The sequence below is a fragment of the Rhizobium sp. 9140 genome (genome assembly GCF_900067135.1).
In the GTDB taxonomy this organism is placed as follows: Bacteria; Pseudomonadota; Alphaproteobacteria; order Rhizobiales; family Rhizobiaceae; genus Ferranicluibacter.
Genome location: NZ_FJUR01000001.1, coordinates 2,611,529 through 2,633,663, shown reverse-complemented (window position 1 = coordinate 2,633,663; position 22,135 = coordinate 2,611,529). Strand labels below are relative to the sequence as shown.

General features: G+C 64.0%; 22 protein-coding genes. 12 read left to right on the top strand and 10 right to left on the bottom strand.

The annotated features are described in order from the left end of the window. The first annotated feature begins 286 nt into the window (after nucleotides 1-286). The 6 genes from GA0004734_RS12405 (at nucleotide 287) to GA0004734_RS12380 (ending at nucleotide 4,943) form a co-directional block, all read left to right on the top strand. Nucleotides 287-1,423, top strand: a complete 1,137-nt coding sequence (locus GA0004734_RS12405; RefSeq protein ID WP_245292513.1) for an extensin family protein — start codon at nucleotides 287-289, stop codon at nucleotides 1,421-1,423. 239 nt (nucleotides 1,424-1,662) lie between these two features. Beyond that, on the top strand, nucleotides 1,663-2,484 hold the full coding sequence (locus tag GA0004734_RS12400) for a sulfite exporter TauE/SafE family protein (RefSeq protein WP_092934101.1): 822 nt from the start codon (nucleotides 1,663-1,665) through the stop codon (nucleotides 2,482-2,484). An 81-nt stretch (nucleotides 2,485-2,565) separates the two neighbouring features. After that, on the top strand, nucleotides 2,566-3,492 hold the full coding sequence (locus tag GA0004734_RS12395) for an ABC transporter ATP-binding protein (protein ID WP_092936264.1): 927 nt from the start codon (nucleotides 2,566-2,568) through the stop codon (nucleotides 3,490-3,492). Continuing rightward, entirely contained in the window at nucleotides 3,489-4,250 is a 762-nt protein-coding gene (locus GA0004734_RS12390) for an ABC transporter permease (protein WP_092934099.1), read from the top strand. Before GA0004734_RS12395 ends, GA0004734_RS12390 begins: the two co-directional genes overlap by 4 nt. Before the next feature lie 70 nt (nucleotides 4,251-4,320). After that, entirely contained in the window at nucleotides 4,321-4,584 is a 264-nt protein-coding gene (locus tag GA0004734_RS12385; protein ID WP_092934097.1) for an AbrB/MazE/SpoVT family DNA-binding domain-containing protein, read from the top strand. Further along, the gene (locus GA0004734_RS12380; RefSeq protein ID WP_092934095.1) at nucleotides 4,584-4,943 is read left to right on the top strand and encodes a type II toxin-antitoxin system PemK/MazF family toxin; all 360 of its coding nucleotides are present in this window, start codon (nucleotides 4,584-4,586) and stop codon (nucleotides 4,941-4,943) included. The genes GA0004734_RS12385 and GA0004734_RS12380 overlap by 1 nt, the downstream gene beginning before the upstream one ends. Nucleotides 4,944-4,958: 15 nt before the next feature. Here the strand turns inward: GA0004734_RS12380 and GA0004734_RS12375 are convergent, their stop codons facing one another. Genes GA0004734_RS12375 through GA0004734_RS12365 form a run of 3 tightly spaced genes read right to left on the bottom strand, consistent with a single transcriptional unit; the run spans nucleotide 4,959 to nucleotide 6,712 of the window. Beyond that, nucleotides 4,959-5,657, bottom strand: coding sequence for a retropepsin-like aspartic protease family protein (locus GA0004734_RS12375; protein WP_092934093.1), 699 nt, complete (start codon nucleotides 5,655-5,657; stop codon nucleotides 4,959-4,961). Next, complete coding sequence (locus GA0004734_RS12370; RefSeq protein ID WP_092934091.1) at nucleotides 5,654-5,884, bottom strand: DUF1289 domain-containing protein; 231 nt, start codon at nucleotides 5,882-5,884, stop codon at nucleotides 5,654-5,656. The genes GA0004734_RS12375 and GA0004734_RS12370 overlap by 4 nt, the downstream gene beginning before the upstream one ends. A 39-nt stretch (nucleotides 5,885-5,923) precedes the next feature. Next, the gene (locus GA0004734_RS12365) at nucleotides 5,924-6,712 is read right to left on the bottom strand and encodes an adenosylcobinamide-GDP ribazoletransferase (RefSeq protein ID WP_092934089.1); all 789 of its coding nucleotides are present in this window, start codon (nucleotides 6,710-6,712) and stop codon (nucleotides 5,924-5,926) included. A 364-nt stretch (nucleotides 6,713-7,076) separates the two neighbouring features. Here GA0004734_RS12365 and cobT point away from each other — a divergent pair, with 364 nt between their 5' ends. Then, nucleotides 7,077-8,096 carry a nicotinate-nucleotide--dimethylbenzimidazole phosphoribosyltransferase gene (gene cobT / locus GA0004734_RS12360; RefSeq protein ID WP_092934087.1) on the top strand — a complete coding sequence of 340 codons (1,020 nt, stop codon included), beginning with the start codon at nucleotides 7,077-7,079 and terminating at the stop codon, nucleotides 8,094-8,096. 251 nt (nucleotides 8,097-8,347) lie between these two features. On the opposite strand, the gene mazG is transcribed toward cobT, so the two are convergent. Both mazG and GA0004734_RS12350 read right to left on the bottom strand, forming a co-directional pair. Then, a complete protein-coding gene (mazG, locus tag GA0004734_RS12355; protein WP_092936262.1) occupies nucleotides 8,348-9,187 on the bottom strand; it encodes a nucleoside triphosphate pyrophosphohydrolase in 840 nt (279 codons plus the stop codon). Nucleotides 9,188-9,230: 43 nt separating this feature from the next. After that, complete coding sequence (locus GA0004734_RS12350) at nucleotides 9,231-9,818, bottom strand: nucleoside deaminase (protein WP_092934085.1); 588 nt, start codon at nucleotides 9,816-9,818, stop codon at nucleotides 9,231-9,233. A 230-nt stretch (nucleotides 9,819-10,048) separates the two neighbouring features. On the opposite strand from GA0004734_RS12350, the gene cysG reads away from it, so the two are divergent. The 5 genes from cysG to GA0004734_RS12325 all read left to right on the top strand — a co-directional run bounded on the left by cysG (nucleotide 10,049) and on the right by GA0004734_RS12325 (nucleotide 15,188). Further along, entirely contained in the window at nucleotides 10,049-11,524 is a 1,476-nt protein-coding gene (cysG, locus tag GA0004734_RS12345; protein ID WP_092934083.1) for a siroheme synthase CysG, read from the top strand. A 2-nt stretch (nucleotides 11,525-11,526) separates the two neighbouring features. Beyond that, nucleotides 11,527-11,850, top strand: a complete 324-nt coding sequence (locus GA0004734_RS12340; RefSeq protein WP_092934081.1) for a DUF2849 domain-containing protein — start codon at nucleotides 11,527-11,529, stop codon at nucleotides 11,848-11,850. Between the two features lie 150 nt (nucleotides 11,851-12,000). Beyond that, on the top strand, nucleotides 12,001-13,674 hold the full coding sequence (locus tag GA0004734_RS12335) for a nitrite/sulfite reductase (RefSeq protein WP_092934079.1): 1,674 nt from the start codon (nucleotides 12,001-12,003) through the stop codon (nucleotides 13,672-13,674). Nucleotide 13,675: 1 nt separating this feature from the next. After that, nucleotides 13,676-14,173: a DUF934 domain-containing protein gene (locus tag GA0004734_RS12330; protein ID WP_092934077.1), complete on the top strand. Its 498-nt coding sequence runs from the start codon at nucleotides 13,676-13,678 to the stop codon at nucleotides 14,171-14,173. A 202-nt stretch (nucleotides 14,174-14,375) separates the two neighbouring features. Next, nucleotides 14,376-15,188: a ferredoxin--NADP reductase gene (locus tag GA0004734_RS12325; protein ID WP_092934075.1), complete on the top strand. Its 813-nt coding sequence runs from the start codon at nucleotides 14,376-14,378 to the stop codon at nucleotides 15,186-15,188. A 306-nt stretch (nucleotides 15,189-15,494) separates the two neighbouring features. Here GA0004734_RS12325 and GA0004734_RS12320 read toward each other — a convergent pair whose 3' ends face one another. From GA0004734_RS12320 to GA0004734_RS12300, 5 genes are all read right to left on the bottom strand, one after another. After that, on the bottom strand, nucleotides 15,495-17,222 hold the full coding sequence (locus GA0004734_RS12320; RefSeq protein WP_092934073.1) for a M10 family metallopeptidase C-terminal domain-containing protein: 1,728 nt from the start codon (nucleotides 17,220-17,222) through the stop codon (nucleotides 15,495-15,497). Between the two features lie 316 nt (nucleotides 17,223-17,538). Next, nucleotides 17,539-18,309 (bottom strand): amino acid ABC transporter ATP-binding protein, encoded by a 771-nt coding sequence (locus GA0004734_RS12315; protein ID WP_092934071.1) that lies wholly within the window; start codon nucleotides 18,307-18,309, stop codon nucleotides 17,539-17,541. A 15-nt stretch (nucleotides 18,310-18,324) separates the two neighbouring features. Further along, entirely contained in the window at nucleotides 18,325-19,479 is a 1,155-nt protein-coding gene (locus GA0004734_RS12310) for an amino acid ABC transporter permease (RefSeq protein ID WP_092934069.1), read from the bottom strand. A 1-nt stretch (nucleotide 19,480) separates the two neighbouring features. Continuing rightward, a complete protein-coding gene (locus tag GA0004734_RS12305) occupies nucleotides 19,481-20,692 on the bottom strand; it encodes an amino acid ABC transporter permease (protein ID WP_092934068.1) in 1,212 nt (403 codons plus the stop codon). A gap of 118 nt (nucleotides 20,693-20,810) precedes the next feature. Beyond that, nucleotides 20,811-21,839 (bottom strand): amino acid ABC transporter substrate-binding protein, encoded by a 1,029-nt coding sequence (locus tag GA0004734_RS12300; RefSeq protein ID WP_092934066.1) that lies wholly within the window; start codon nucleotides 21,837-21,839, stop codon nucleotides 20,811-20,813. Between the last annotated feature and the right edge of the window lie 296 nt (nucleotides 21,840-22,135).

The following is a 22,135-nucleotide window of genomic DNA, read 5'->3' as shown; positions in this document are numbered from 1 at the left end:
TTACCATGATGGCCTAAACTCGGGCGATGGACTCCCGCCCGCGTCGTGCGCCCGAAAATGACCGAAGAGGGAACGCAATCTCACCGGGTCTGCGGCACTTGCCCGATGCTGCCGGCAGGCCCGATGCTGCCGGCACGCATTCTCTTGTCGGCCCGCATGCTCCTGTCGGCAAGTCGGGGTTGTTCCCCGGGAAACAGGCTCCGTTCGAAAGGCGAAACCCGGCATGGCGAACCTTCCACAGTCTTCCAGACGTCTGCCACGCGGAACCTTCGCCGGCCTCGGGCTGATGCTGGCGCTGGCGAGCTGCTCCACGGATGCGCTGGAGCCATCGGAGCGCATGAGCGGCGTGCGGCCCGCGACGGCGGTGCGACAGGAGCGGGTGGCGGCCTATCCGGCGGGCGAGGCGTCCTCGCCGATTCCCGAGCAGGGCATCGACATCGACGCCATGGTCACGGCCGCACCCGTGGTGGGACTGGCGGAGGAGCAGAGCCGCGATATTCATGCGGAGCAGCGTGCACCTGGTCGTTCTGGGTCTGGGTCTGGGCCGGGGTCTGGGCCGGTGCTGGTGGACGGGATCGGCACGAACAGCGTGCATGTGCTTTCGGTGCCGGCGCGGGAGACGGCGGTCGCCAGTGCGGCTGCGCCCGGAAACACAGGACCGGCTGCGCCGGCGGCAAGCGATCCGGACCTGCCGCCGCTGACGCCCGAGCGGAGGGAGATGGAGGCGCGGCGCAAGGCGCAGTTTCTGGAGCAGGAACAGCGGGTGATGATCCAGCGGCGGGATAAGGCCCGCGAGGAGCAGGTGGCCTTTCTGCCGCGCGCCGCAAATCCCCTCGATACGATGTCCGAACCGGATTTCCGCGGGCAGATGCCGGCCTCCGAAATCGCCTGCCGCAAGCGGCTGACGAAGCTCGGCGTGAGCTTTACCGACGTGCCGCGCATTTCCAACGGGCCATCCTGCGGCATCGACTATCCGATCCAGCTTTCGGGGCTTTCGGGCGATATCAAGGTGAAGCCGGCGGTGAAGCTGAACTGCGAGGTGACGGAAGCCTTTGCACTGTGGGTGAAGAACGAACTCGCGCCGTCGGCCCGCTATCGTTATCTCAGCGGCATCGGCACCATCAAGCCGCTGGGCGGCTATTCCTGCCGGACGATGAACTCGCGGCGCGGCGCCGCCATGTCCGAGCATGCGCATGGCAATGCCATCGACGTTGGCAAGTTCGTGCTGAAGAACGGCAAGGAGATCGACGTGCGCAAGCCGGGCTTCTTCGCCTTCCGGGAAAAGGGCCTGCTGAAGGCGGTGCGGCAGGACAGCTGCAAATATTTCAACACGGTGCTGGGGCCGGGCAGCGACCCGTTCCACAAGGATCATTTCCACTTCGACCTGCGGTCGCGGAAATCCGGCTATCGGCATTGCACCTGAAGACGATCCTGACGTGAAAAAAACGGCCGGTCTCCCGTTTTCAGCCGGGAGCCGGCCTTCAAAAAACCGCGCGGGAGGGGACTGCCAGCCGACCGGTGCAAACCACGAGGCGAGGCGGTGAAGCCGCACCGTGTGCCAGGGGAAAATGATTGATTCCGGCGACGGATTGATGACAGGTGGAGGGGTCTTCTTCCCGCGCCGTCCAATGGTGCATCTCCCGTGCCTTCGAAAGCTTCTTCATGCCTCCGCTGATCGATCTTCTGTTCTTCGCGCTGGTGCTGGGCGTCGCGGGCGCTTTCGCCGGCGTGCTGGCGGGTCTGTTCGGCATCGGCGGCGGGGCGATCCTCGTGCCGGTCTTCTTCTACACCTTCCACGCCATCGGCGTCGGCGATGCCGTGCGGATGCATCTGGCGCTCGGCACCTCGCTCGCGATCATCGTTCCCACGGCGATCCGCTCGTTCCTCGCGCACCGCAAGCGCGGGGCGGTGGATATGGGGCTGCTGAGAGGCTGGATCGTGGCGGTGCCGGTCGGCACGCTGCTCGCGTCCGGGATCGCGGCCAGCGTCTCCGGCACGGTGCTGATGGCGGTGTTCTCGGTGATGTCGCTGCTCATGGCGCTGCGGATGTTCTTCAATCGCGACAGCTGGCGGCTCGGCACCGACCTGCCGGGAAACCCGCTGCGCTGGCTGGTGGGCATGGCGATCGGCCTGCTCTCGGGGCTGATGGGTATCGGCGGCGGCGTGCTCAACAATATCTTCATGACCGTCTACGGCCGCTCGATCCATCAGGCGGTGGCGACCTCGGCGGGGCTCGGCGCCCTGATCTCCGTCCCCGGGCTGATCGGCTATGTCTGGGCGGGATGGGGCGATGCGGGCCTGCCGCCGTTCTCGACCGGCTTCGTCAACTGGTTGGCGATGGCGCTGATCATTCCGGTGACGCTCGTAACGGCGCCGCTCGGCGTGCGCGCCGCCCATGCGCTGAGCCGCCGGCATCTGGAAATCGGGTTCGGGGTGTTTCTGCTGTTGAACGCCATCCAGTTTTTCATCAACGCGCTGGTTTGAGACCGGCTGAGGACGTCGGGTGACTTTTGGCGCGCGGATGCCATATAAGGCATCCCGTCCCCCTCACTCCGGATGATCTTCATGGCGCCCATCGTCTCCGTTTCCAATCTCGTCAAGACCTACGGGTCCGGGTTTCAGGCGCTGAAGGGTGTCAGCCTCGACATCGAGGAGGGGGAGATCCTGGCGCTGCTCGGGCCGAACGGGGCGGGCAAGACGACGCTGATCTCCATCATCTGCGGCATCGTCAATCCGAGCTCCGGCACCGTGCTGGTGAACGGCCATGACGTGGTGAAGGACTTTCGCGCGACGCGGTCGATCATCGGGCTGGTGCCGCAGGAGCTGACGACCGACCAGTTCGAGACGGTGTGGAACACGGTGTCGTTCTCGCGCGGGCTGCACGGGAAGAAGGCGAACCCCGCCCATATCGAAAAGGTGCTGCGCGACCTGTCGCTCTGGGACAAGAAGGACAACATGCTGCGGGAGCTTTCCGGCGGCATGAAGCGGCGCGTGCTGATCGCCAAGGCGCTTTCTCACGAGCCGCGCATCCTATTTCTGGACGAGCCGACCGCTGGCGTGGACGTCAATCTTCGCAAGGACATGTGGAAGGTGGTTCAGGCGCTGCGCGAAGATGGCGTGACGATCATTCTGACGACCCACTACATCGAGGAGGCCGAGGAGATCGCCGACCGGGTGGGTGTGATCAATGGCGGCGAAATCCTGCTGATCGAAGAGAAGAGCGCGCTGATGAAGACGCTCGGCCGCAAGCAGCTGCGCATCGAACTCATCGAGCCCGTGACCGCGCTGCCGCCGGGGCTGGAGCCCTACCGGCTGAAGCTGGAGGATGGCGGCGGGCGGCTGATCTACGACTATGACGCCTCCGGCGGGCGCACGGGCATCACGACGCTGCTCGCCGCCGTCGCGGAAGCGGGCTTGCGGATCAAGGACATCTCGACGCGGCAAAGCACGCTCGAGGATATTTTCGTGGAATTGGTGGAGAAGCGGGCATGAATGTCGAAGCGGTCAAGGCAATCTACCTGTTCGAAATGGCGCGCACGCGGCGAACGCTGCTGCAAAGCGTGGTATCGCCCGTCATTTCCACCTCGCTCTATTTCATCGTCTTCGGCGCGGCCGTGGGCTCGCGCATCCAGGAGATCGAGGGTGTTTCCTACGGCGCGTTCATCACGCCCGGGCTGATCATGCTGACGCTGCTGACGCAGTGCATCGGCAACGGCTCGTTCGGCATTTACTTCCCGAAGTTCACCGGCACGATCTACGAGATCCTGTCCTCGCCGATCTCCATGACCGAGATCGTGCTCGGCTATGTCGGTGCGGCGGCGACCAAGGGGATGCTGGTCGGGCTGATTATCCTCGCCACGGCCTCGCTGTTCGTGGACCTGCACATCGCGCATCCGTTCGTCATGCTGGTGTTCTTCGTGCTGACGGCGGTGACGTTCTCGCTGTTCGGCTTCCTCATCGGCATCTGGGCGAAGGACTTCGAGCAGCTGAACCTCATCCCGATGCTGGTCATTCCGCCGCTGGTCTTCCTCGGCGGCAGCTTCTATTCCGTCTCCATGCTGCCGCCCTTCTGGCAGGCCGTCAGCCACGCCAATCCGGTGCTCTACCTCATCTCCGGCTTCCGCTGGTCGTTCTTCGAGATCTCCGAGGTCAGCCCGCTGGTGAGCTTCGGCATCATCCTCGGTTTTCTCGGCGTTCTGATGGGCCTGCTGGTGTGGATTTTCCGGACGGGGTATCGGTTGCGGAATTAGGGGGCGATCGTGTCGCCTTGCCGATTTCTATGGAGTGCTATATAAGTAGCACATTCTGGAGGGTGCTTGGATGTCCAATACAGCTAAAATCCGCCGTCAGGGCGGCGCCACTGTCTTCAGCATTCCGCCCGCGCTTTTGAAGATGCTGGGAGCGGATGTCGGTACGGAACTGGCACTGGTCGTCGACAACGGTGCGCTCATCGCAACGCCGTTGAAGACGAAGAAAAGATATACGCTTGCCGAGCTTCTTGAAGGAGCCGATGAAATGGTCGCCCTGAATAAGCAGGCCGCCGCGTGGGAGGCTGGTGACCCTGTCGGGAACGAAGTGCTCTGATGGTTCGAAGCAATATTCCGAAACGGGGTGACGTCTTTATTGTCGACCTCAACCCCGTTGTCGGACATGAGATGAAGGACGATCGTCAATGCGTCGTCATCTCGCCCCGCGATATCAACGCGTTAGGCATATGCATCATGGTGGCCATCACCATGGGCGGAGCTTTCGCCCGGAAGGCCGGTATGGCGGTCAACATATCCGGACACGCCACGAACGGCGTGGCGCTCTGCAATCAGGTGAGAAGCCTGGATATCGCAGAACGGGTCAAGCAGAAGACCGCTCGCTACACCGATACGCTCGATGCGGCGACGGTGAACGATATCGTTGCCCGCGTGGTCAGCATTATCGACACCGCCTGAACATTCCCGACGTCCTCAATCCCGCAACCGCAACTCATCCGTCTTCATCTGCATCATGTCGAGCGTGGAGAGGAAGCTCATGCCCAGCAGGCTCTGGTCGAGCTTGCCGTCTTCGGCGACGGTGGCGCGGACGTCATTGCGGACGATGGGGCCGATGGCGACTTCGGAAAGGGTGACGGGGGCGCCGCGGGCTTCGCCGTTGGCGGTCATCAGGCGCTGGGTGTAGGCGAGGCTGTCGGGCTCCAGGCCAAGGCTTTTCGCGTCGGCATAGGAAAGGGCGATGGTGCTGGCGCCGGTATCCACGAGCATCTGGACGCTCGCGCCGTTGATGGCGACGTTCGCCTCGAAATGGCCGTTCATGACCTTATGCAGGACGACTTCCTGATAGCCTTCATTGTCGGTGAAGACGGCGGCGCGGCCGGGCATGAGGCCGCCGGAGAGGCGCGCCCAGTAGGATTCCAGTTCGCCGCGATAGAGGTAGGCGGTGACGACGGCGAGGAAGATCAGCACCCACAGTGCGAACTGCCGGACGCTTTCGCTCAAATTCCGGCTGCGCCAGATGCCGGCGGCAAAGACCGTGAGAAGCGCCGTCATGCCGACGAGGCTCGCGAAGCTGTCATTGCCGAGCCCCAGCGTGCGGCCGCTGTCGTGATTGAAAAGCAGAAGGACGAGCCCCAGGCCGAGAATGCCGAGCGCGACGGTCAGCCTGTTCATCGTTTCGTGCGCTCCCGGGCGATACGGTCGACGCGGGCGCTCCGCGTTTCCAGACGTGACGAGGCATCCAGTGAACTCATGCGCGTGTGCAGGCCGGTCATGATGTGCCGGCGTTCGCGGTCGCTGAAGAGCGTCCATGTCGCGATCTCGTCGCCCGTGCGCCCGCAGCCGCGACAGTAGCCGGTGGCGGCATCGATGGAGCAGACGGAGGTACAGGGTGATTCCATAAAAGATCCGCGTGGGAATGATGTGTCTATATCGGTGCCTCAGGCGAAGATCGCAAGGGCGACGAGAAGGGCTGTTTCGGCCAGTTGTTGTGTGGCTCCGATTGTGTCGCCCGTATGACCCGAAATCCTCTTGCGGACATATCGTGTCCAGAGCGGAACCGTGACGGCAAAGGCGGCGAAGGCGATGAGGGCAGCCATAAGCGTGACGCCTGCCGCCAGCAGGAGAAGCGCGGCGAGCACGACGCCGGTGGCGAGCGCCACGGTGACGGCAACGGGCTGTGGCTGGCCGGCACCGGCGGCGACGCCCGTTTCCCTCGCCGGGGCGAGCTGCGACCAGTGCCAGACCATGCTCGCCCGGCTGAGCGCGGCGATGGCCAGGAGCGCCAGCGCGCAGCCGGCAGCCGAGAGATGGTCGGCGAGATCCGCAATGGCGACGGCTCTCAGCGCAAGCGTGAGGACCAGCGCGATGACGCCATAGGTGCCGACGCGGCTGTCCTTCATGATGTCGAGCGCATGACCGCGCGTGCGCCCGCCGCCGAGCCCGTCGGCTGCGTCCGCAAGACCATCCTCGTGGAGCGCGCCGGTGACGAGCGTCTGCGCGCCGAGGGCGAGAAGGGCGGCAAGCAGAGGATCGGCATCGAGGGCGAGGGACAGCGCGAAGACGAGGCTTGCCGGCAGGGTGATGAGCAGGCCGGCCACGGGGAAGGCGCGCACGGTGCGGCCCATGCGGCCGTCGTCGCCTTCGAAGAAGCGCGCGGGTACGCGCAGGCGGCTGAGAAAGGCGATGGCGCGCATCGTATCGGTGAGGAAGGCGGCGACAAGGGTCATCAGTTGGTTTGCTCCCCCGGTTCCGGGTCTCGCTGTTCCGTTCGGTCGCGGCGATCCGGCATAAGCCGTTGCCGGGGATCGTCATGCGCTTTAAGAGACTGTTTGAAAACCCGGACGGGTCGATCCGGCGGTGCTTTTCGTGCCCCGGTGCGTCGAGAATCTTGCCGATATCTCAGGATATCGGCTGCGATCCTCTTCTGCCGGAGCGCGAAAATCCCTCGCCGGCTCTCCGCCGCCGGGTTTCCAAACAGCCTCTATGAGGGCGCGAGACAAGATGACGTGTCGCCGCTTCGCCTGACGATGAGCCGGGCCGGGACGGCGCAGAGGACCGGCCGACGAGCGGCCGGAGGAAAAGGATAGCCAGATGAGTGCCAGCGGTCTTCCGTTCGATGATTTTCGCGAGCTGCTTCGCCAGTTGCCGGGTCCTGATTCGGCAGCGCTTGCGGCGGCGCGCGCGCGCGATGCGCAACTGACGAAGCCGGCGGGCGCGCTCGGCCGGCTGGAGGAAATCGCCTTCTGGCTGGCGGCGTGGCAGGGTCGTGCGCCGGCCGTGACACGGCCTCTGGTGGCGATCTTCGCCGGCAATCACGGCGTCGCCCAGCAGGGTATCACGCCTTACCCACCGTCCGTGACGGCGCAGATGGTCGAGAACTTCGCGGCGGGCGGCGCCGCCATCAACCAGATCTGCGTGACCAACGATCTCGGGCTGAAGGTGTTCGACCTCGCGCTCGACTACCCGACGGGCGACATCACGCAGGAAGCGGCGCTGACGGAACGCGACTGCGCGGCCACCATGGCCTTCGGCATGGAAGCGGTTGCGGGCGGCACGGACCTGCTCTGCATCGGCGAAATGGGCATCGGCAATACGACGATCGCGGCAGCCATCAACCTTGCGCTTTACGGCGGTTCGGCGCGCGACTGGGTGGGGCCGGGCGCGGGCTCGCACGGGGAGCTGCTGGAGCGGAAGATTGCTGCGGTGGAAGCCGCGGTGACGCTGCATGGCGACCATCTGTCCGATCCGCTGGAGGTGCTGCGGCGCCTCGGCGGGCGCGAAGTGGCGGCCATGGCCGGCGCGATCCTTGCCGCCCGCATGCAGAAGATCCCCGTGATCATCGACGGCTATGTCGCCACGGCCGCAGGCGCGATCCTCAGGGCCATCAACCCCGCCGCTCTCGACCACTGCCTGATCGGCCACGTCTCCGGCGAACCCGGCCACATGGCGGCCATCGAGCAACTGGGCAAGACGCCGCTGCTGGCGCTCGGCATGCGGCTCGGCGAAGGCACGGGCGCGGCGCTTGCGGCCGGAATCGTGAAGGCGGCGGCGGCGTGCCATTCGGGCATGGCGACGTTCGAGCAGGCGGGTGTGAGCGGGCGGATGGCGTGATTTGACGGGCTGTGACGGCTGTGGGTGGGGCTGCCCCTCACCCTAACCCTCTCCCCGCGCGCGGGGCGAGGGGACGTGGCCTGCGTGATGTTTTCAGATGAGGCGGAAGCGGTGCCTCGGGTTCCTTCGCCCCGCGTGCGGGGAGAAGGTGGCGGCAGCCGGATGAGGGGCTGTTATAGGACTTTGCGGGTTGGATTTTGAAGAATAACCCTCTCTGGCCGGCAGGCCAGAGAGGGTTTTTGGTTTGGAACCTAACTCGTCCCGTCGAGCGCACGCTCGATGGCCTTGGCGTCCTGCCAGAGGGCTTCCATTCGCTCCAGTGCTGCCGCTTCCAGACTTTCGCCTGATGCTTGAAGTTCCGTCTCGATGTGGCGGAAGCGGCGACGAAATTTGGTGTTGGTGCCGCGTAGCGCCATTTCAGGATCGGTGCCGGTGTGGCGGCCGATGTTGACCATGGCGAAGACGAGGTCGCCGAGTTCGTCGGTGACTTTGGCGGCGTCGCCGCTGCGGAGCGCTTCGCGCAGTTCTGCGATTTCCTCCTCGATCTTGTCGAGGATCGGCTCGGGTTCCGACCAGTCGAAGCCGACTTTCGCGGCGCGCTGCTGGAGCTTCAGGGCCTCGCTCAGGGCCGGCTGGTGGCGCTGGACGCCGTCAAGGAAGCCGGACGCGTCGTCGCTCAAGCCGCGGCGGAGGCGGCGGGCGCGGCGTTCGGCTTTCTCGGCCTGCTTGATCGCGTCCCACTGAAGCTTGACCGCATCCGGCGTGTCGGCATCCGAGCGGGCGAAGACGTGGGGGTGGCGGCGGATCATTTTGCGCGTCACGGCTTCGACCACATTGCCGAAGTCGAACGCGGCGGCCTCCTCTGCCATTCGCGCGTGAAAAACCACTTGCAGCAGGAGATCGCCGAGTTCCTCGCAGAGGTCGTCCATATCGTCCCGCTCGATCGCGTCGGCCACTTCGTAGGCCTCCTCTATCGTATAGGGCTTGATGGTCTCGAAGGTCTGGACGATGTCCCACGGGCAGCCGGTCTCGGGCGCGCGCAGGGCGGACATGATGTCAAGGAGCTGCTGGATGTCGCGGGAGGGCTGCATCGCGTCGGTCATGGGGCGGATTTCTGCATCAGGGGAAGGGTTTTCAGGCAAGGGGAATGGCGTTTCCGGACTTGCCGGACTGGTAGGCGTCCGACAGGTCCTGATAGCGGCGGCGGATGCGGGCGTCCTGGGCCTTGAGGCTCGCGCGGTCGGCCTCGTCGCTGGCGGCGATGAGATCGGCGATGGCGGCCGAGCGCCAGAAGGCGTTCTGGCGGGCGTAGCCGCCGGGCTCCAGCCGGAAGACCTCTTTCAGGATGACGAGGTCGTGCGGGATGGCGAAGCTGTCGCGGCTGTCTTCGTGGCTGAAGAAATAGTAGAAATTGTCGAAGCCCGCCCAGGTGATGGCCGAGAGACACATGGAGCAGGGCTCGTGGGTGGACAGGAAGATGAGGTCTTTCGTGTCGTGGCCGACCTGGCGCTCGTAGAAGCGCTTCAGCGTGTGGACTTCCCCGTGCCAGAGCGGGTTTTCCGTCTCGTTGTTGGTCTCGGCGACGACGAGGGAGAGATCCGACTTGCGCAGGATGGCGGCGCCGAAGACCTTGTTGCCGGCCGCAACGCCCCTTTGCGTCAGTGGCAGGATGTCGTTTTCGATGACGGAGAGAAGGCGGGCGGCAAGCGGATCGGTGGACATCGGGCGCTGTTCCCTATGAGCTGCGGGGTGGTCGGCGGGCTCATCTAACGGGCATTGCGTGGCCTGCGCAATGCATCGCTTGGCGGTGCCGGGTCACATTTGCTCCGATAATCCCGTGCATGAGGAAAAGAATACGCGAGGCTGAGGGCTGGCGGATTTCTGTTTCTTCAATTTGCGCGTAGGATGGGCGATATCTACCCGAACCCTGAAAGGACAGATCCCCCATCGTCATGAGCGAGCAACTGACCGTATTCCCGGCTTTTTTTCGCGTTGCGCAGAAGTGCGTGGCGGTGTTCGGCAATGGCGACGAGGCTTATGCCAAGGTTCGCCTCCTTCTGAACACGCAGGCGCGGATCGTCGCTTATGCCGACGATGCCGAGCCGGATTATGCACGTTTCCTGACGGACAAGGGGATCTCCCGCATTGCTGCGCCGTTCGACGGGGCGCAGGTCGAAGGCGCTGTTCTGGTGTTTGCCGCGACGGGCGACGCCGCGCAGGACCGGCGGATCGTGGCCGCCGCGCGTGCCGCGCGCATTCCTGCCAATGCGGTGGACCAGCCGGAGTATTGCGATTTTCTGACGCCGGCGCTCGTCAACCGCGCGCCTGTGGCCGTGGCGATCGGCACAGAGGGTGCGGGGCCGATCCTCGCGCAGATGATCCGGGCGCAGATCGACCAGCTGCTCCAGCCGTCGCTGGGCAGCCTCGCGGCGCTTGCGCAGTCCTACCGGATCGCCGCCGAGAAGCTTTTGCCGCGCGGGGCGCCGCGCCGCCAGTTCTGGAAGAGGTTCTTTACCGGCGGCGTTGCCGCGCATGTGGCTGCCAATGACGTTTCCGCCGCGCGCCGCGAGGCGACGCGCCTCTTGAAGGCCGGCAGCGTCGTCGAGGGCCGCGTCTATCTCGTGGGCGCCGGACCGGGTGCCGAGGACCTGCTGACGCTGCGCGCGCAGCGGGTGATGATGGAAGCGGACGTGCTCGTCTACGACGCGCTGGTGCCGCAGGCGATCGTGGATATGGGACGGCGCGACGCCGAGCGGCTGTCGGTCGGCAAGCGCAAGGGCTGCCATTCGAAGTCTCAGGACGAGATCAACCAGCTGCTGGTGCGCCTCGGCCGCGAAGGCAAGCGCGTCGTGCGGCTGAAATCCGGCGATCCCCTGGTCTATGGCCGGGCCGGCGAGGAGATGGCGGCGCTGCGGGCAGCGGGTATCGGCTACGAGATCGTGCCGGGCATCACCTCTGCCTTCGCCGCGGCTGCCGATTTCGAGCTGCCGCTGACACTGCGCGGCGTGGCATCGTCGCTCATCTTCACGACCGGCCACGATCTCGCCGGCGACGTGCTGCCCGACTGGGCGCGACTGGCGGTCTCCGGCGCGACGATCTCCGTCTATATGGGGCGCACCGTCGCGGCTTCCGTCGCCGCACGGCTGATGGCTGCCGGGCTGCACCGCGACACGACGGTGGCCGTCGTGGAAAATGCCAGCCGGGCCGACCGGCGGCTGCTGCACGGGACGCTCTGCGAACTGCCAGGGCTGGAGACGCGGGACGATCTCGACGGGCCGGTGATGGTGATCATCGGCGATGCGGTGGCGGGTGCGAATTTCGAGCGGTCCGAGCCGCTGTCGCAGCGGACTTCGGCGCAACTGGCGACGCCGTCTGCGGCGCAGCGGGCAGACCAACATGACGTGCAATGTGACGTGCAAGGAGCATGACGATGAGTGACAAGGTTCTGACGGCCAACCGACTGTCCGACGGCATTTCCGTCTGGCTGGATGCGGCCGGCAACTGGGGCGAGAGCCTGCAGGATGCCTTTATCGCCCGTCATGCCGAGGCGGTGACGGCACTGGAAGCGGCGGGCAAGGCAGCCTTTGCCGACAACAAGGTCGTCGACGTCAACGTGATCGAGGTGGTGGAAGTGGATGGCGTGCTGCGGCCTCAGCGGCTGCGGGAGCGGATCCGCGCGGAAGGGCCGACGATGGACTATGCGCCGGGCTACAAGGGCCTGCACCACGTGGCGGCGGTTCAACCCGCCGGATAAATCTCCCGCTGCATTGCTTTTCCTGAGGCCGGGCCTGGTTTAAGGAGATGCGCAAGCGGGTCAGGAGAACTGCGCGATCTTCGCCGGGGTTCCGGCGGGGCGTCCCGCTGGAAAAGCGTGGCCTTCACGGCTTCAAGGAACAGACAAACGATGTATCGCTACGACGAATTCGATCATGCTTTCGTATCCGCCCGCGTGGAGCAGTTTCGCGATCAGGTGGAACGTCGCCTGTCCGGCGAGCTTGCCGAGGACGCGTTCAAGCCGCTGCGTCTGATGAACGGCGTGTATCTGCAACTGCACGCCTACATGCTGCGCGTCGCCATTCCCTATGGCACGCTGAACGGCCGGCAGATGCGGATGCTGGCGCATATCGCGCGGAAGTACGATCGCGGCTACGGGCATTTCACCACGCGGCAGAACATCCAGTACAACTGGCCGGCGCTGTCGGACACGCCGAACATTCTGGCCGATCTCGCCAGCGTCGAGATGCACGCGATCCAGACCTCTGGCAACTGCATTCGCAACGTGACGGCCGACCACTTTGCCGGTGCTGCCGCCGACGAAGTGGCCGATCCCCGGCCTTATGCCGAAATCCTGCGGCAGTGGTCGTCCGTGCATCCGGAATTTTCGTTCCTGCCGCGCAAGTTCAAGATTGCCGTGACGGGTGCGGAGCGCGACCGCGCCGCCATTCAGGTGCACGATATCGGTCTACACCTGAAGAAGGACGAACAGGGCCGCATCGGCTTTGCCGTTTATGTCGGCGGCGGGCAGGGGCGCACGCCGATGATCGCCAAGAAGATCCGCGACTTCCTGCCGGAAGAGGACCTGCTCTCCTACACCACGGCGATCATGCGCGTGTACAACCTGCATGGCCGGCGCGACAACAAGTACAAGGCGCGCATCAAGATCCTCGTGCACGAGACCGGCGCGGAGGTGCTGGCGGGCCAGGTGGAGCAGGAATTCCTGCAACTGAAGAACACCGAACTGAAGCTGCCCGACGCCGATATTGCCGCGATCACCGCCTATTTCGCGCCGCCGGCGCTGGTCGAGCGTCCCGAGGGCTGGGCGAACCTTGCGAGCTGGAAGAAGGCCGATCCGGACTTCGCCCGCTGGGTGCACCAGAACGTGGCGCCGCACAAGAACCCGGACTATGGCATGGTGACGATCTCGCTCAAACCCATCGGCGGCATTCCGGGCGATGCGACCGACGTACAGATGGAAGCCGTTGCCGATATTGCCGAGGAGTACGCCTTCGACGAGATCCGCATCAGCCACGAGCAGAACATCATCCTGCCGCATGTGGCGCTGGCCGATCTCGAGGCCGTCTATCGCGGGCTGGTGGCGACGGGGCTGGCGACGGCGAATGCCGGGCTGATCACCGACATCATTGCCTGTCCCGGGCTCGACTATTGCGCGCTGGCCAACGCCCGCTCCATTCCGGTGGCGCAGGAGATTTCCACGCGCTTCGGCGACCCCGAGCGGCAGGCCGATATCGGCGAGCTGAAAATCAAGATCTCCGGCTGCATCAATGCCTGCGGCCACCACCATGTCGGTCATATCGGCCTTCTGGGGGTGGAGAAGAAAGGGGCCGAACTGTACCAGATCACGCTGGGCGGCTCCGGCGACGAGACGACCTCGATCGGCGAGATCATCGGCCGTGGGTTCGAGCCGGAGAAGGTGACCGACGCGGTGGAGACCATCGTCGACACCTATCTCGGCCTGCGGCTGTCGAAGGAGGAGACCTTCCTCGCCGCCTATCGCCGGGTCGGCCCGCAGCCCTTCAAGGATGCGCTGTATGGCGCCAAGGAACAGGAAGCCGCCTGAGATGACGCAGATCTGGAAGACGACCGGGTTCGTAACCGACGATGCGTGGGTGATCGAGACAGATGAGACGCAGGCCGGCTCCAACGAGCGCGCGATCCATGGGCTGACGACCTTCATCGAGAAGGCGGAAGCGGGCGAGACCGGGCTCGGTGTGCTCGTCAACCCGGCCGACGACGTGACGCGGCTGCAACCCTATCTCGACCGCATCGCGCTCGTCGCCGTCGCCTTTCCCGCCTTCAACGACGGGCGGGCCTTCAGCCATGCCTCGCTGTTGCGCGCGCGGCTGAAGTTCGACGGCGAGATCCGCGCCATCGGCGACGTCCTGATCGACCAGGTGCCGCTGATGCTGCGCTGTGGCATCGACAGCTTTGCCGTCACCAACGCGACGGCGCTGAAGAGACTGGGGGAAGGGCGCCTGCCCGGCATCGACGAGCATTACCAGCCGACGGCGCGGCCCTCTCCTGAAGCCGGCAGCTACAGCTGGCGGCGGGTTTCCTGATCCGGCCTGTTCATCTGCGGCGATGTGGAGGCGGGGATGCCGCGAGGCAATCTCCGCTCCGGCCGTATTTTGAAATGGAATTGCTTTCCTTAAGCCCCGGTTTGGAATATTCCGCGCATGAAAACCTGAGAGGCGCAGTCAGCCTTTCGCTCGCTCCGTTTCGGGCTTCGGCTCGACCTGCCTACGAGGATGAGACGCAAACATGAATGCTCCGGCCAAGACCGAGGATTTCGCCGCGACCGTACCGGCCGGCGTATTTGCCGAGACCGTGACGAGCGTCACGCATTATACCGACCGCCTGTTCCGCTTTCGCATGACGCGACCGGCGGGCTTCCGCTTCCGTTCGGGCGAGTTCGCCATGATCGGCCTGATGGTGGACGGCAAGCCGGTTTACCGCGCCTATTCGATCGCAAGCCCCGCCTGGGACGAGGAACTTGAGTTCTTCTCGATCAAGGTGCCGGACGGTCCGCTGACCTCGCATCTCCAGGGCATCAAGCCCGGCGATCAGGTGCTGATGCGCAAGAAGCCGACGGGCACGCTGGTGCTGGACGCGCTGACGCCCGGCAAGCGGCTCTATATGTTTTCGACCGGCACCGGCATCGCACCCTTTGCCAGCCTGATCCGCGAACCGGAAACGTTTGAAAAGTTCGACGAGGTCATCCTGACGCACACGACCCGCGACGTGGCCGAACTGAAATATGGCTTCGATCTGATCGAGGAGATCCGCAACCACGAGTTCCTGGCCGAGGTGGTGGGGGACAAGCTGCGCCACTACGCGACGGCGACGCGCGAGGACTATCCCTTCCGCGGCCGCATCACGGACCTTATCCGCAACGGCAAGCTCTTCTCCGACCTCGGCGTTCCCGCCTTCGACCCTCTGATCGACCGCGGCATGATCTGCGGCTCGACCGAGATGCTGAAGGACACGAAGCTGCTGCTTGAAGAGGCCGGACTGACCGAGGGTGCGAACAACAAGCCGGGCGAGTTCGTGATCGAACGGGCGTTTGTGGGGTGATGTTTTTGGGGTGAGGGAGCGGGGGTTGCACACAGAAGACCCTCTCTGGCCTGTCGGCGATCTCCCCCACAAGGGGGGAAGACATGCGGCGGGCCGCTCGTTCCGCGTCTAAGATCTCACCTGCCCAAGATCTCACCTGAAAAGGATCGTAGCAGCCCCTCATCCGGCTGCCGCCACCTTCTCTCCGCCCGCGGGGAGAAGAGACCTGGGGCATGGTGTCACGTCATGTTGAAAAATCGCGCGGGTCATGTTTCCTCACCCCGCGTGCGGGGTGAGGGGCTGTTTGGCCGGAGCGGAGCGTCAAGCTCAAACGATAAAATCGCCTGTGTGCAGGGTCAGGCGGTCGTCGAAATAAAGGGTCAGATCTGATTTGCCGTCGCCGTTGAGATCGCCATAGACAGTGGTCGTGGACTTGAGGGTCGCGAAGCGGAGTTCGCCGCTGGTATCGGTGAAGCTGCCGGTGCCGATGAAGGTGAAATGCTGCACGCCATCGAGGAGAAGATTGGCGTCGATGCCGGAGAGGTCGATGCGGTCGCCGCCGGAGGACGAGAAGTCAGTGATGGTGTCGCGTTGTTTTAGCGTGACTTGCGACTCCACCCAACTTACATAGACGAAGGTATCGGCCCCGGACCCGCCGGTGAGGATATCGCTGCCGGCCCCGCCGAACAGGATGTCGTTGCCGTTGCCGCCGCTCAGCCTGTCATTGCCCTTGCCGCCATCGATGCGGTTTGCGGCGTTGTCTCCGGTGAGGGTATCGGCAAAGGCCGAGCCCGTGAGATTCTCGATCGATTTGAACGTATCGCCTGCGGCGAACCCCGTATTTCCCGAGGGCTTGGCGAGGCTTGCCGTGAGGCCTGCGGTCGCGTCGAGATAGGATGCCGTGTCGAGGCCGTTGCCGCCGTCGAGCGCATCGGCTCCGGCGCCGCCCATGAGAATGTCGTTGCCGTTGAGGCCGAGAAGGCTGTCCTTGCCGGCATTGCCCCGGAGAAGATTGCCGACCTCGTTGCCAACGAGGCGGTCGTTGCCGGAGCCGGCATTGACGTTCTCGATCAGCGATGCCGTATTGCCGTCATGCAACAAGGCATTGAAGATATTGCCGCGCGCATGGCCGCCATTCGGGCCGCCACCGAGATCGGCCAGCTGCGCATTGTCGAACACGGAAAAGCCGCCGGCGCGCAGATCGACCGAGAGGTTGGTCCTGTAGGCCGTAAGATCGAACGTGTCCTTGCCGCCACCGTCCCAAAGGGTCGCGAAGATCCGGTTTGCGCCCGGTGAGATGGTGGTCTGCCCGTCGATGACGGTCACACCGCTCTTCGGCGTCCAGCGATAGACCGTATCCCCGGACATGACGCTATAGTCGGCGCCGTACATGGTTTGCAGGGCCGCGATATCCAGCGCCATGAACGTCTGCGGCGCATCGTAAGCGCCGTAGGTATAGCCATCATCAATGCTCGCGCCGATATAGGCCTTGTAGGTCATCACCGTAAATTCGGCACTGTCCTTGTTCCGGGGCAGGGCGGCGTTCTCTTCCGCCTCATGCCCGTGCTTCAGGCCGAGCGCGTGGCCGAGTTCGTGAATGAGCGTGTGCCAGGCATAATTGCCCGCCTTCGGCTTCGTGTAGTCCGAATCCGTGTTGGCATAATCATTGCCGAACCAGATATCGCCCGAGACGGATGCCGCGCCGGGATAGTAGGCAAAGGCGGTCGGGTTCGCAGCATCGGAGCCGGCAAGCCGCAGCGTCGCATCCGTCGGGCTGCCGCGCTGGAGATCGAGAAGCGTGAAACCTTCGAGCGAGAAGCCATCGTCGGCGGCGTTGCCGCTGGATTGCTCCAGGACAAACAGGGCGGCCTTGACCTGCTGCGACGAGATGGGAAAGAAGCTGGCGGTGCCATCGTCATAGTCGTAATCGCCCCGTGTTTCGGGAAAGGCGTAGGTCAGAGCCCCGCCGCTCCAGGCGTCGTTCGACAGGATGCCGTCGATATCGGGATTGCCCGTCGGTGCGATCGTCGTTGACGGTGTCTTGCTGCCTGTCATAGTCCCCACCCCATCCGGAAGAGTCGCTGCTCTTCCCCTCCTCGGCTTCCGAGACGTTCTGCGCGCTTCCGCCGGACGTCATCCGCGCGCAGGCGCCGCCACTTTCCGCGACAGCACCGTGCGTCATCTATTGCGCACGGTGCTTCCCTGTATCACGTATAAGGATGTTCGGAATTAAGCTCAAGCGCGCGTCACCGCGCGTGACGGGCAAAAGCTTGCCATGGTTTACGACGGCGACAGGCCCTGGAAAAAGCGGGGGAAGCCTGTTGGATGACATATCATTCACGCAACAGGCTTCACAGCATATGGCGGAGCCTCAGTGCAGGATCTGGCTGAGGAAGAGCTTGGTGCGCTCGTGCTGCGGGTTGTCGAAGAACTCGGCAGGGGCATTCTGTTCGACGATCTGGCCCTGGTCCATGAAGATGACGCGGTTGGCGACCTGGCGGGCGAAGCCCATTTCGTGGGTGACGCAGAGCATGGTCATGCCTTCCTCGGCAAGGCTGACCATGGTGTCGAGCACTTCCTTGACCATTTCGGGATCGAGCGCAGAGGTCGGCTCGTCGAACAGCAGGATCTTCGGCTTCATGCAGAGCGCCCGGGCAATGGCGACGCGCTGCTGCTGGCCGCCGGAAAGCTGGCCCGGATATTTGTTGGCCTGCTCGGGGATCTTGACGCGTTGCAGGTAGTGCATCGCGATCTCCTCGGCCTGCTTCTTCGGCATCTTGCGGACCCAGATGGGCGCCAGTGTGCAGTTTTCGAGAATCGTCAGGTGCGGGAAGAGGTTAAAGTGCTGGAACACCATGCCGACCTCGCGGCGCACCTCGTCGATCTTCTTCAGATCGTTGGTGAGCTCGATGCCATCGACGATGATCGTGCCCTTCTGGTGTTCTTCCAGCCGGTTGATGCAGCGGATCATCGTCGACTTGCCGGAGCCCGAGGGGCCGGCGATGACGATGCGCTCGCCGCGCATGACTTTCAGGTTGATATCGCGCAGCACGTGGAAATCCCCGTACCACTTGTTCATGCCGACGATCTCGATGGCGACGTCGGTGGACGAAACAGTCAATTTCTGGGCGGCTTCAGCCATGATCAGTCCCTCGTGTTATCGTTTGTGGCCGGTATCGAGGCGACGCTCGACGAAGGCGGAATAGCGTGACATGCCGAAGCAGAAGATCCAGAAGACGAAGCCGGCAAAGATGAGGCCCGTCATGGGCGTCACCGGCGTGCTCCAGCCGCTGTCACCGAAGCTGGCCTTCACGATGCCGAGCAGATCGTACATCGAAATGATGGTGACGAGCGAGGTATCCTTGAACAGGCCGATGAAGGTGTTGACGATGCCGGGAATGACCAGCTTGATCGCCTGCGGCAGGATGATGAAGGTCGTCTTGTGGAAGTAGTTGAGACCGAGCGCGTCGGCTGCTTCGTACTGCCCTTTCGGAATGGCCTGCAGGCCGCCGCGGATGACTTCGGCCATGTAGGCGGCGGCGAAGATGGAGACGCCGACGAGCGCGCGCAGGAACTTGTCGAAGTTGGTGCCAGGCGGCAGGAACATCGGCAGCAGCACGCTCGCCATGAACAGGACGGTGATCAGCGGGACGCCGCGGATGAACTCGATGAAGACGACGCAGGCTGTCTTGACGATCGGCATTTCCGACCGCCGCCCGAGCGCCAGCACGATGCCGAGCGGCAGCGAGACGGCGATGCCGACGAAGGACAGGATGAGCGTGACCATGAGCCCGCCCCAGAGCGACGTCTCGACATAGGAGAGGCCGAACCGGCCGCCGAGCAGCAGCACATAGGCGATGATCGGCATGACGATGAGGAGCAGGATGGTGTTCAGCCCCTTGCGCGGCACCTTCGGCATGAGGAAGGGCACGAGAATGGCGATGGCGATGGCCAGCACCAGCAAAGGCCGCCAGAGCTGGTCGCGCGGGTAGGAGCCGAACATGAACTGGATGAAGCGATCGTTGACATAGGCCCAGCAGGCACCGCTCCAGCCGTCCGGCTGGATGCCGCCTTGTGTGATCGTGGTGCAGACCGAACGGTCGGCACCGGTCCACACGGCCTGAATGAAGAGCCAATTGAGCGCACCGGGCAGGTAGTAGACGACGGCGAAGATGCCGATCAGCGAGAGGACGCTGTCTGTCGGCGTCGCGAACAGGTTCTTGCGCAGCCAGCCGACGACGGTCGAATCCGTCGAGGGCGGGGTTTCCGGCGCGATGAAATCATGGCGAACGAAGGCGATGTTCTGGGCCATATCAGCGCTCCACCAGTGCCATGCGGGCATTGAACCAGTTCATGAAGACGGACGTGATCAGGCTGATCGAGACGTAAATCAGCATCCAGATGGAAATGATCTCGATCGAGCGGCCCGACTGGTTGAGGATCGTGTTGCCGACGGCGACGAGATCGGCGAAGCCGACGGCGACGGCGAGCGACGAGTTCTTGATGAGGTTGAGATACTGCGAGGTCAGCGGCGGGATGATGATCCGCATGGCCTGCGGCAGCACGACGAGGCGGGTGGCAAGCCCCGAGCGCAGGCCGAGGGCGTAGGAGGCTTCCGTCTGGCCGCTCGCGACGCCGCGGATGCCGGCGCGCACGATCTCGGCGATGAACGAGGCCGTGTAGAAGGACAGTGCCAGATAGAGCGACAGGAATTCCGGGCCGATGACCATGCCGCCGCTCATGTTGAACGATCCGGGCACGGGATAATCGAGCGTCATCGGGCTGCCGAGCACGAGGAAGACGACGAGGGGCAAGGCGACGATCAGCGCAAGATTGACGACCAGAACCGGCGGGCGCTTGCCGGTCTTCAGCTGGTGGGCGGTGGCCCACTTGGTAAAGGCGATGGCCGCGAGGATGCCGAGAACGAAGGCGGCGGCGACATAGATGAAGCTTTCGCCGGGAACGGGCGCCGGGAAGTAGATGCCGCGGTTGCTGACGAAGAAGAAGGCGCCGGGATTGTCCTTTACATGCTGAAAGATGGTGCGGACGTTCGGCAGGAGCGCGAGGACGCCGAGATACCAGAAGAAGATGACGAGCAGCGGCGGGATGTTGCGGAAGACTTCGACGTAGATCGTGCAGAGCTTGGCGATCAGCCAGTTCTTCGACAGGCGGCCGATGCCGATCAGCAGGCCGACGATGGTTGCCGTGATGATGCCCCAGAAGGCGATGAGCAAGGTATTGAGCAGGCCGACGAGAAGTGCGCTGAAATAGGTGGAATCGGGTGAATAGGCGATCAGCTGCTGGCCGATGTCGAAGCCGGCGCGGCTGTTGAGGAACCCGAAGCCGCTGGACATGCCGGAGCGAGCGAGGTTGGCGACGACGTTCGTCGCGGCATAGTAGATGGCGCCAAAGACGACGACCACGGTCACGATCTGGAAGAGAATGCTTCGGAAAGCCGGATTATAGAGAAGCGACACCGTCGGTCGATGTGCGCCGCCCCCGGTGCGGACGTCGTTTGCAGCCATTCACTTGTCCCCTGTCGGTCACCCTTTTTTCCGGGTGTTCAAGACGTTCTGAAGTCTGGAGAAGAGGCGGGCCATGCCACAACGGGACCGAGCCCGCCCCCTCGATATCAGCGGTCGATCAACGGATCGGCGGTGCGTACTGCAGGCCGCCCTTGTTCCACAGCGCGTTCAGGCCACGCTCGATCTTGAGCGGGGAGCCCTGGCCGACATTGCGTTCGAACAGCTCACCGTAATTGCCGACGGCCTTGATGACCTGGACGGCCCAGTCCTTGGGCAGGCCGAGATCGGCGCCGAGCGTGCTGTTGGCTTCTTCACCGAGGAAACGCTTGATATCGGGGTTTTCCGACTTCTTCATTTCTTCGACGTTGGCCTGGGTGATGCCGAACTCTTCCGCCGTGATCGTGGCGTAATGCGTGAAGGACACCACGTCGAACCACTTCGAATCGTTCTGGCGAACGGCCGGTCCGAGCGGCTCCTTGGAGATGATTTCCGGGAGAACGACGTGATCGGCCGGGTTCGCCATCTTCAGGCGGATCGAATAGAGGCCCGACTGGTCGGTGGTGTAGACGTCGCAACGGCCGGCATTGTAGGCGGCATCGGCTTCGTCCTGCGCCTCGAACACGACGGGCTTGAATTCCATCTTGTTGGCGCGGAAGTAGTCGGCGAGGTTGAGCTCGGTGGTGGTGCCCGACTGGACGCAGACGGAGGCGCCGTTCAGCTCCAGAGCCGACTTCACGCCGAGTTCCTTCTTCACCATAAAGCCCTGGCCGTCATAGTAGTTGACGGCGCGGAAGTCGAAGCCGAGCTGGCTGTCGCGGCTGGCGCTCCAGGTCGTGTTGCGCGCAAGCATGTCGATTTCGCCCGACTGCAGGGCCGGGAAGCGGTCCTTGGCGGAGAGGGGGGTGAACTTGACCTTGGTCGCATCGCCGAAGACGGCAGCGGCAACGCCCTTGCAGAGGTCGGCGTCGAGGCCGGTCCAGTTGCCGGAAGAGTCCTGGGCGCCGAAGCCGGCGAGGTTGGAACCATTCACGCCGCACTGCACGAAGCCCTTGGCCTTCACGTCATCGAGCGTGCCGGCGGAGGCTGCATGGGCACCGAAACCCAGCACAGCGGCGCCGATCACGATCGGGAGAATTCTTGTTGCCATTTTTAGACCCTTTTTTAAGTTTTCTGTCGCCCTCACCCCGGCCGCCCTGAAGCATTGCCGGAAGAAGCGCCCCCGCCACCCTCCTGGCGCGAGTGGGGTCTATCTCATTCGTAAATGACGGACGGGTCAAGTCACGTTGCCGAATTTCTAGGCCGTTTCAACATTATCGAATGACCTGCTTATTTTATCCGCGCTTCCTGCTGGTGAGTGCAAAGTGCTGGCGAAAAATAAGGCAGCATAAGGTGCGGGCTTTGATGGATCCGGCGATCCGGGCTTGACCTTCTACGCGGAGCGGA

What these genes read in the sequence shown, in the direction of transcription:
- mazG (WP_092936262.1), bottom strand. Translation starts at nt 9,187, where the DNA reads ATGCAGCCCTCCCGCGACATCCAGCAGCTCCTTGACATCATGTCCGCC.
- cobT (WP_092934087.1), top strand. Translation starts at nt 7,077, where the DNA reads ATGAGTGCCAGCGGTCTTCCGTTCGATGATTTTCGCGAGCTGCTTCGC.
- GA0004734_RS12405 (WP_245292513.1), top strand. Translation starts at nt 287, where the DNA reads ATGCTGGCGCTGGCGAGCTGCTCCACGGATGCGCTGGAGCCATCGGAG.
- GA0004734_RS12315 (WP_092934071.1), bottom strand. Translation starts at nt 18,309, where the DNA reads ATGGCTGAAGCCGCCCAGAAATTGACTGTTTCGTCCACCGACGTCGCC.
- GA0004734_RS12380 (WP_092934095.1), top strand. Translation starts at nt 4,584, where the DNA reads ATGGTTCGAAGCAATATTCCGAAACGGGGTGACGTCTTTATTGTCGAC.
- cysG (WP_092934083.1), top strand. Translation starts at nt 10,049, where the DNA reads ATGAGCGAGCAACTGACCGTATTCCCGGCTTTTTTTCGCGTTGCGCAG.
- GA0004734_RS12390 (WP_092934099.1), top strand. Translation starts at nt 3,489, where the DNA reads ATGAATGTCGAAGCGGTCAAGGCAATCTACCTGTTCGAAATGGCGCGC.
- GA0004734_RS12385 (WP_092934097.1), top strand. Translation starts at nt 4,321, where the DNA reads ATGTCCAATACAGCTAAAATCCGCCGTCAGGGCGGCGCCACTGTCTTC.
- GA0004734_RS12325 (WP_092934075.1), top strand. Translation starts at nt 14,376, where the DNA reads ATGAATGCTCCGGCCAAGACCGAGGATTTCGCCGCGACCGTACCGGCC.
- GA0004734_RS12340 (WP_092934081.1), top strand. Translation starts at nt 11,527, where the DNA reads ATGAGTGACAAGGTTCTGACGGCCAACCGACTGTCCGACGGCATTTCC.
- GA0004734_RS12335 (WP_092934079.1), top strand. Translation starts at nt 12,001, where the DNA reads ATGTATCGCTACGACGAATTCGATCATGCTTTCGTATCCGCCCGCGTG.
- GA0004734_RS12320 (WP_092934073.1), bottom strand. Translation starts at nt 17,222, where the DNA reads ATGACAGGCAGCAAGACACCGTCAACGACGATCGCACCGACGGGCAAT.
- GA0004734_RS12370 (WP_092934091.1), bottom strand. Translation starts at nt 5,884, where the DNA reads ATGGAATCACCCTGTACCTCCGTCTGCTCCATCGATGCCGCCACCGGC.
- GA0004734_RS12400 (WP_092934101.1), top strand. Translation starts at nt 1,663, where the DNA reads ATGCCTCCGCTGATCGATCTTCTGTTCTTCGCGCTGGTGCTGGGCGTC.
- GA0004734_RS12310 (WP_092934069.1), bottom strand. Translation starts at nt 19,479, where the DNA reads ATGGCCCAGAACATCGCCTTCGTTCGCCATGATTTCATCGCGCCGGAA.
- GA0004734_RS12365 (WP_092934089.1), bottom strand. Translation starts at nt 6,712, where the DNA reads ATGACCCTTGTCGCCGCCTTCCTCACCGATACGATGCGCGCCATCGCC.
- GA0004734_RS12375 (WP_092934093.1), bottom strand. Translation starts at nt 5,657, where the DNA reads ATGAACAGGCTGACCGTCGCGCTCGGCATTCTCGGCCTGGGGCTCGTC.
- GA0004734_RS12350 (WP_092934085.1), bottom strand. Translation starts at nt 9,818, where the DNA reads ATGTCCACCGATCCGCTTGCCGCCCGCCTTCTCTCCGTCATCGAAAAC.
- GA0004734_RS12395 (WP_092936264.1), top strand. Translation starts at nt 2,566, where the DNA reads ATGGCGCCCATCGTCTCCGTTTCCAATCTCGTCAAGACCTACGGGTCC.
- GA0004734_RS12330 (WP_092934077.1), top strand. Translation starts at nt 13,676, where the DNA reads ATGACGCAGATCTGGAAGACGACCGGGTTCGTAACCGACGATGCGTGG.
- GA0004734_RS12305 (WP_092934068.1), bottom strand. Translation starts at nt 20,692, where the DNA reads ATGGCTGCAAACGACGTCCGCACCGGGGGCGGCGCACATCGACCGACG.
- GA0004734_RS12300 (WP_092934066.1), bottom strand. Translation starts at nt 21,839, where the DNA reads ATGGCAACAAGAATTCTCCCGATCGTGATCGGCGCCGCTGTGCTGGGT.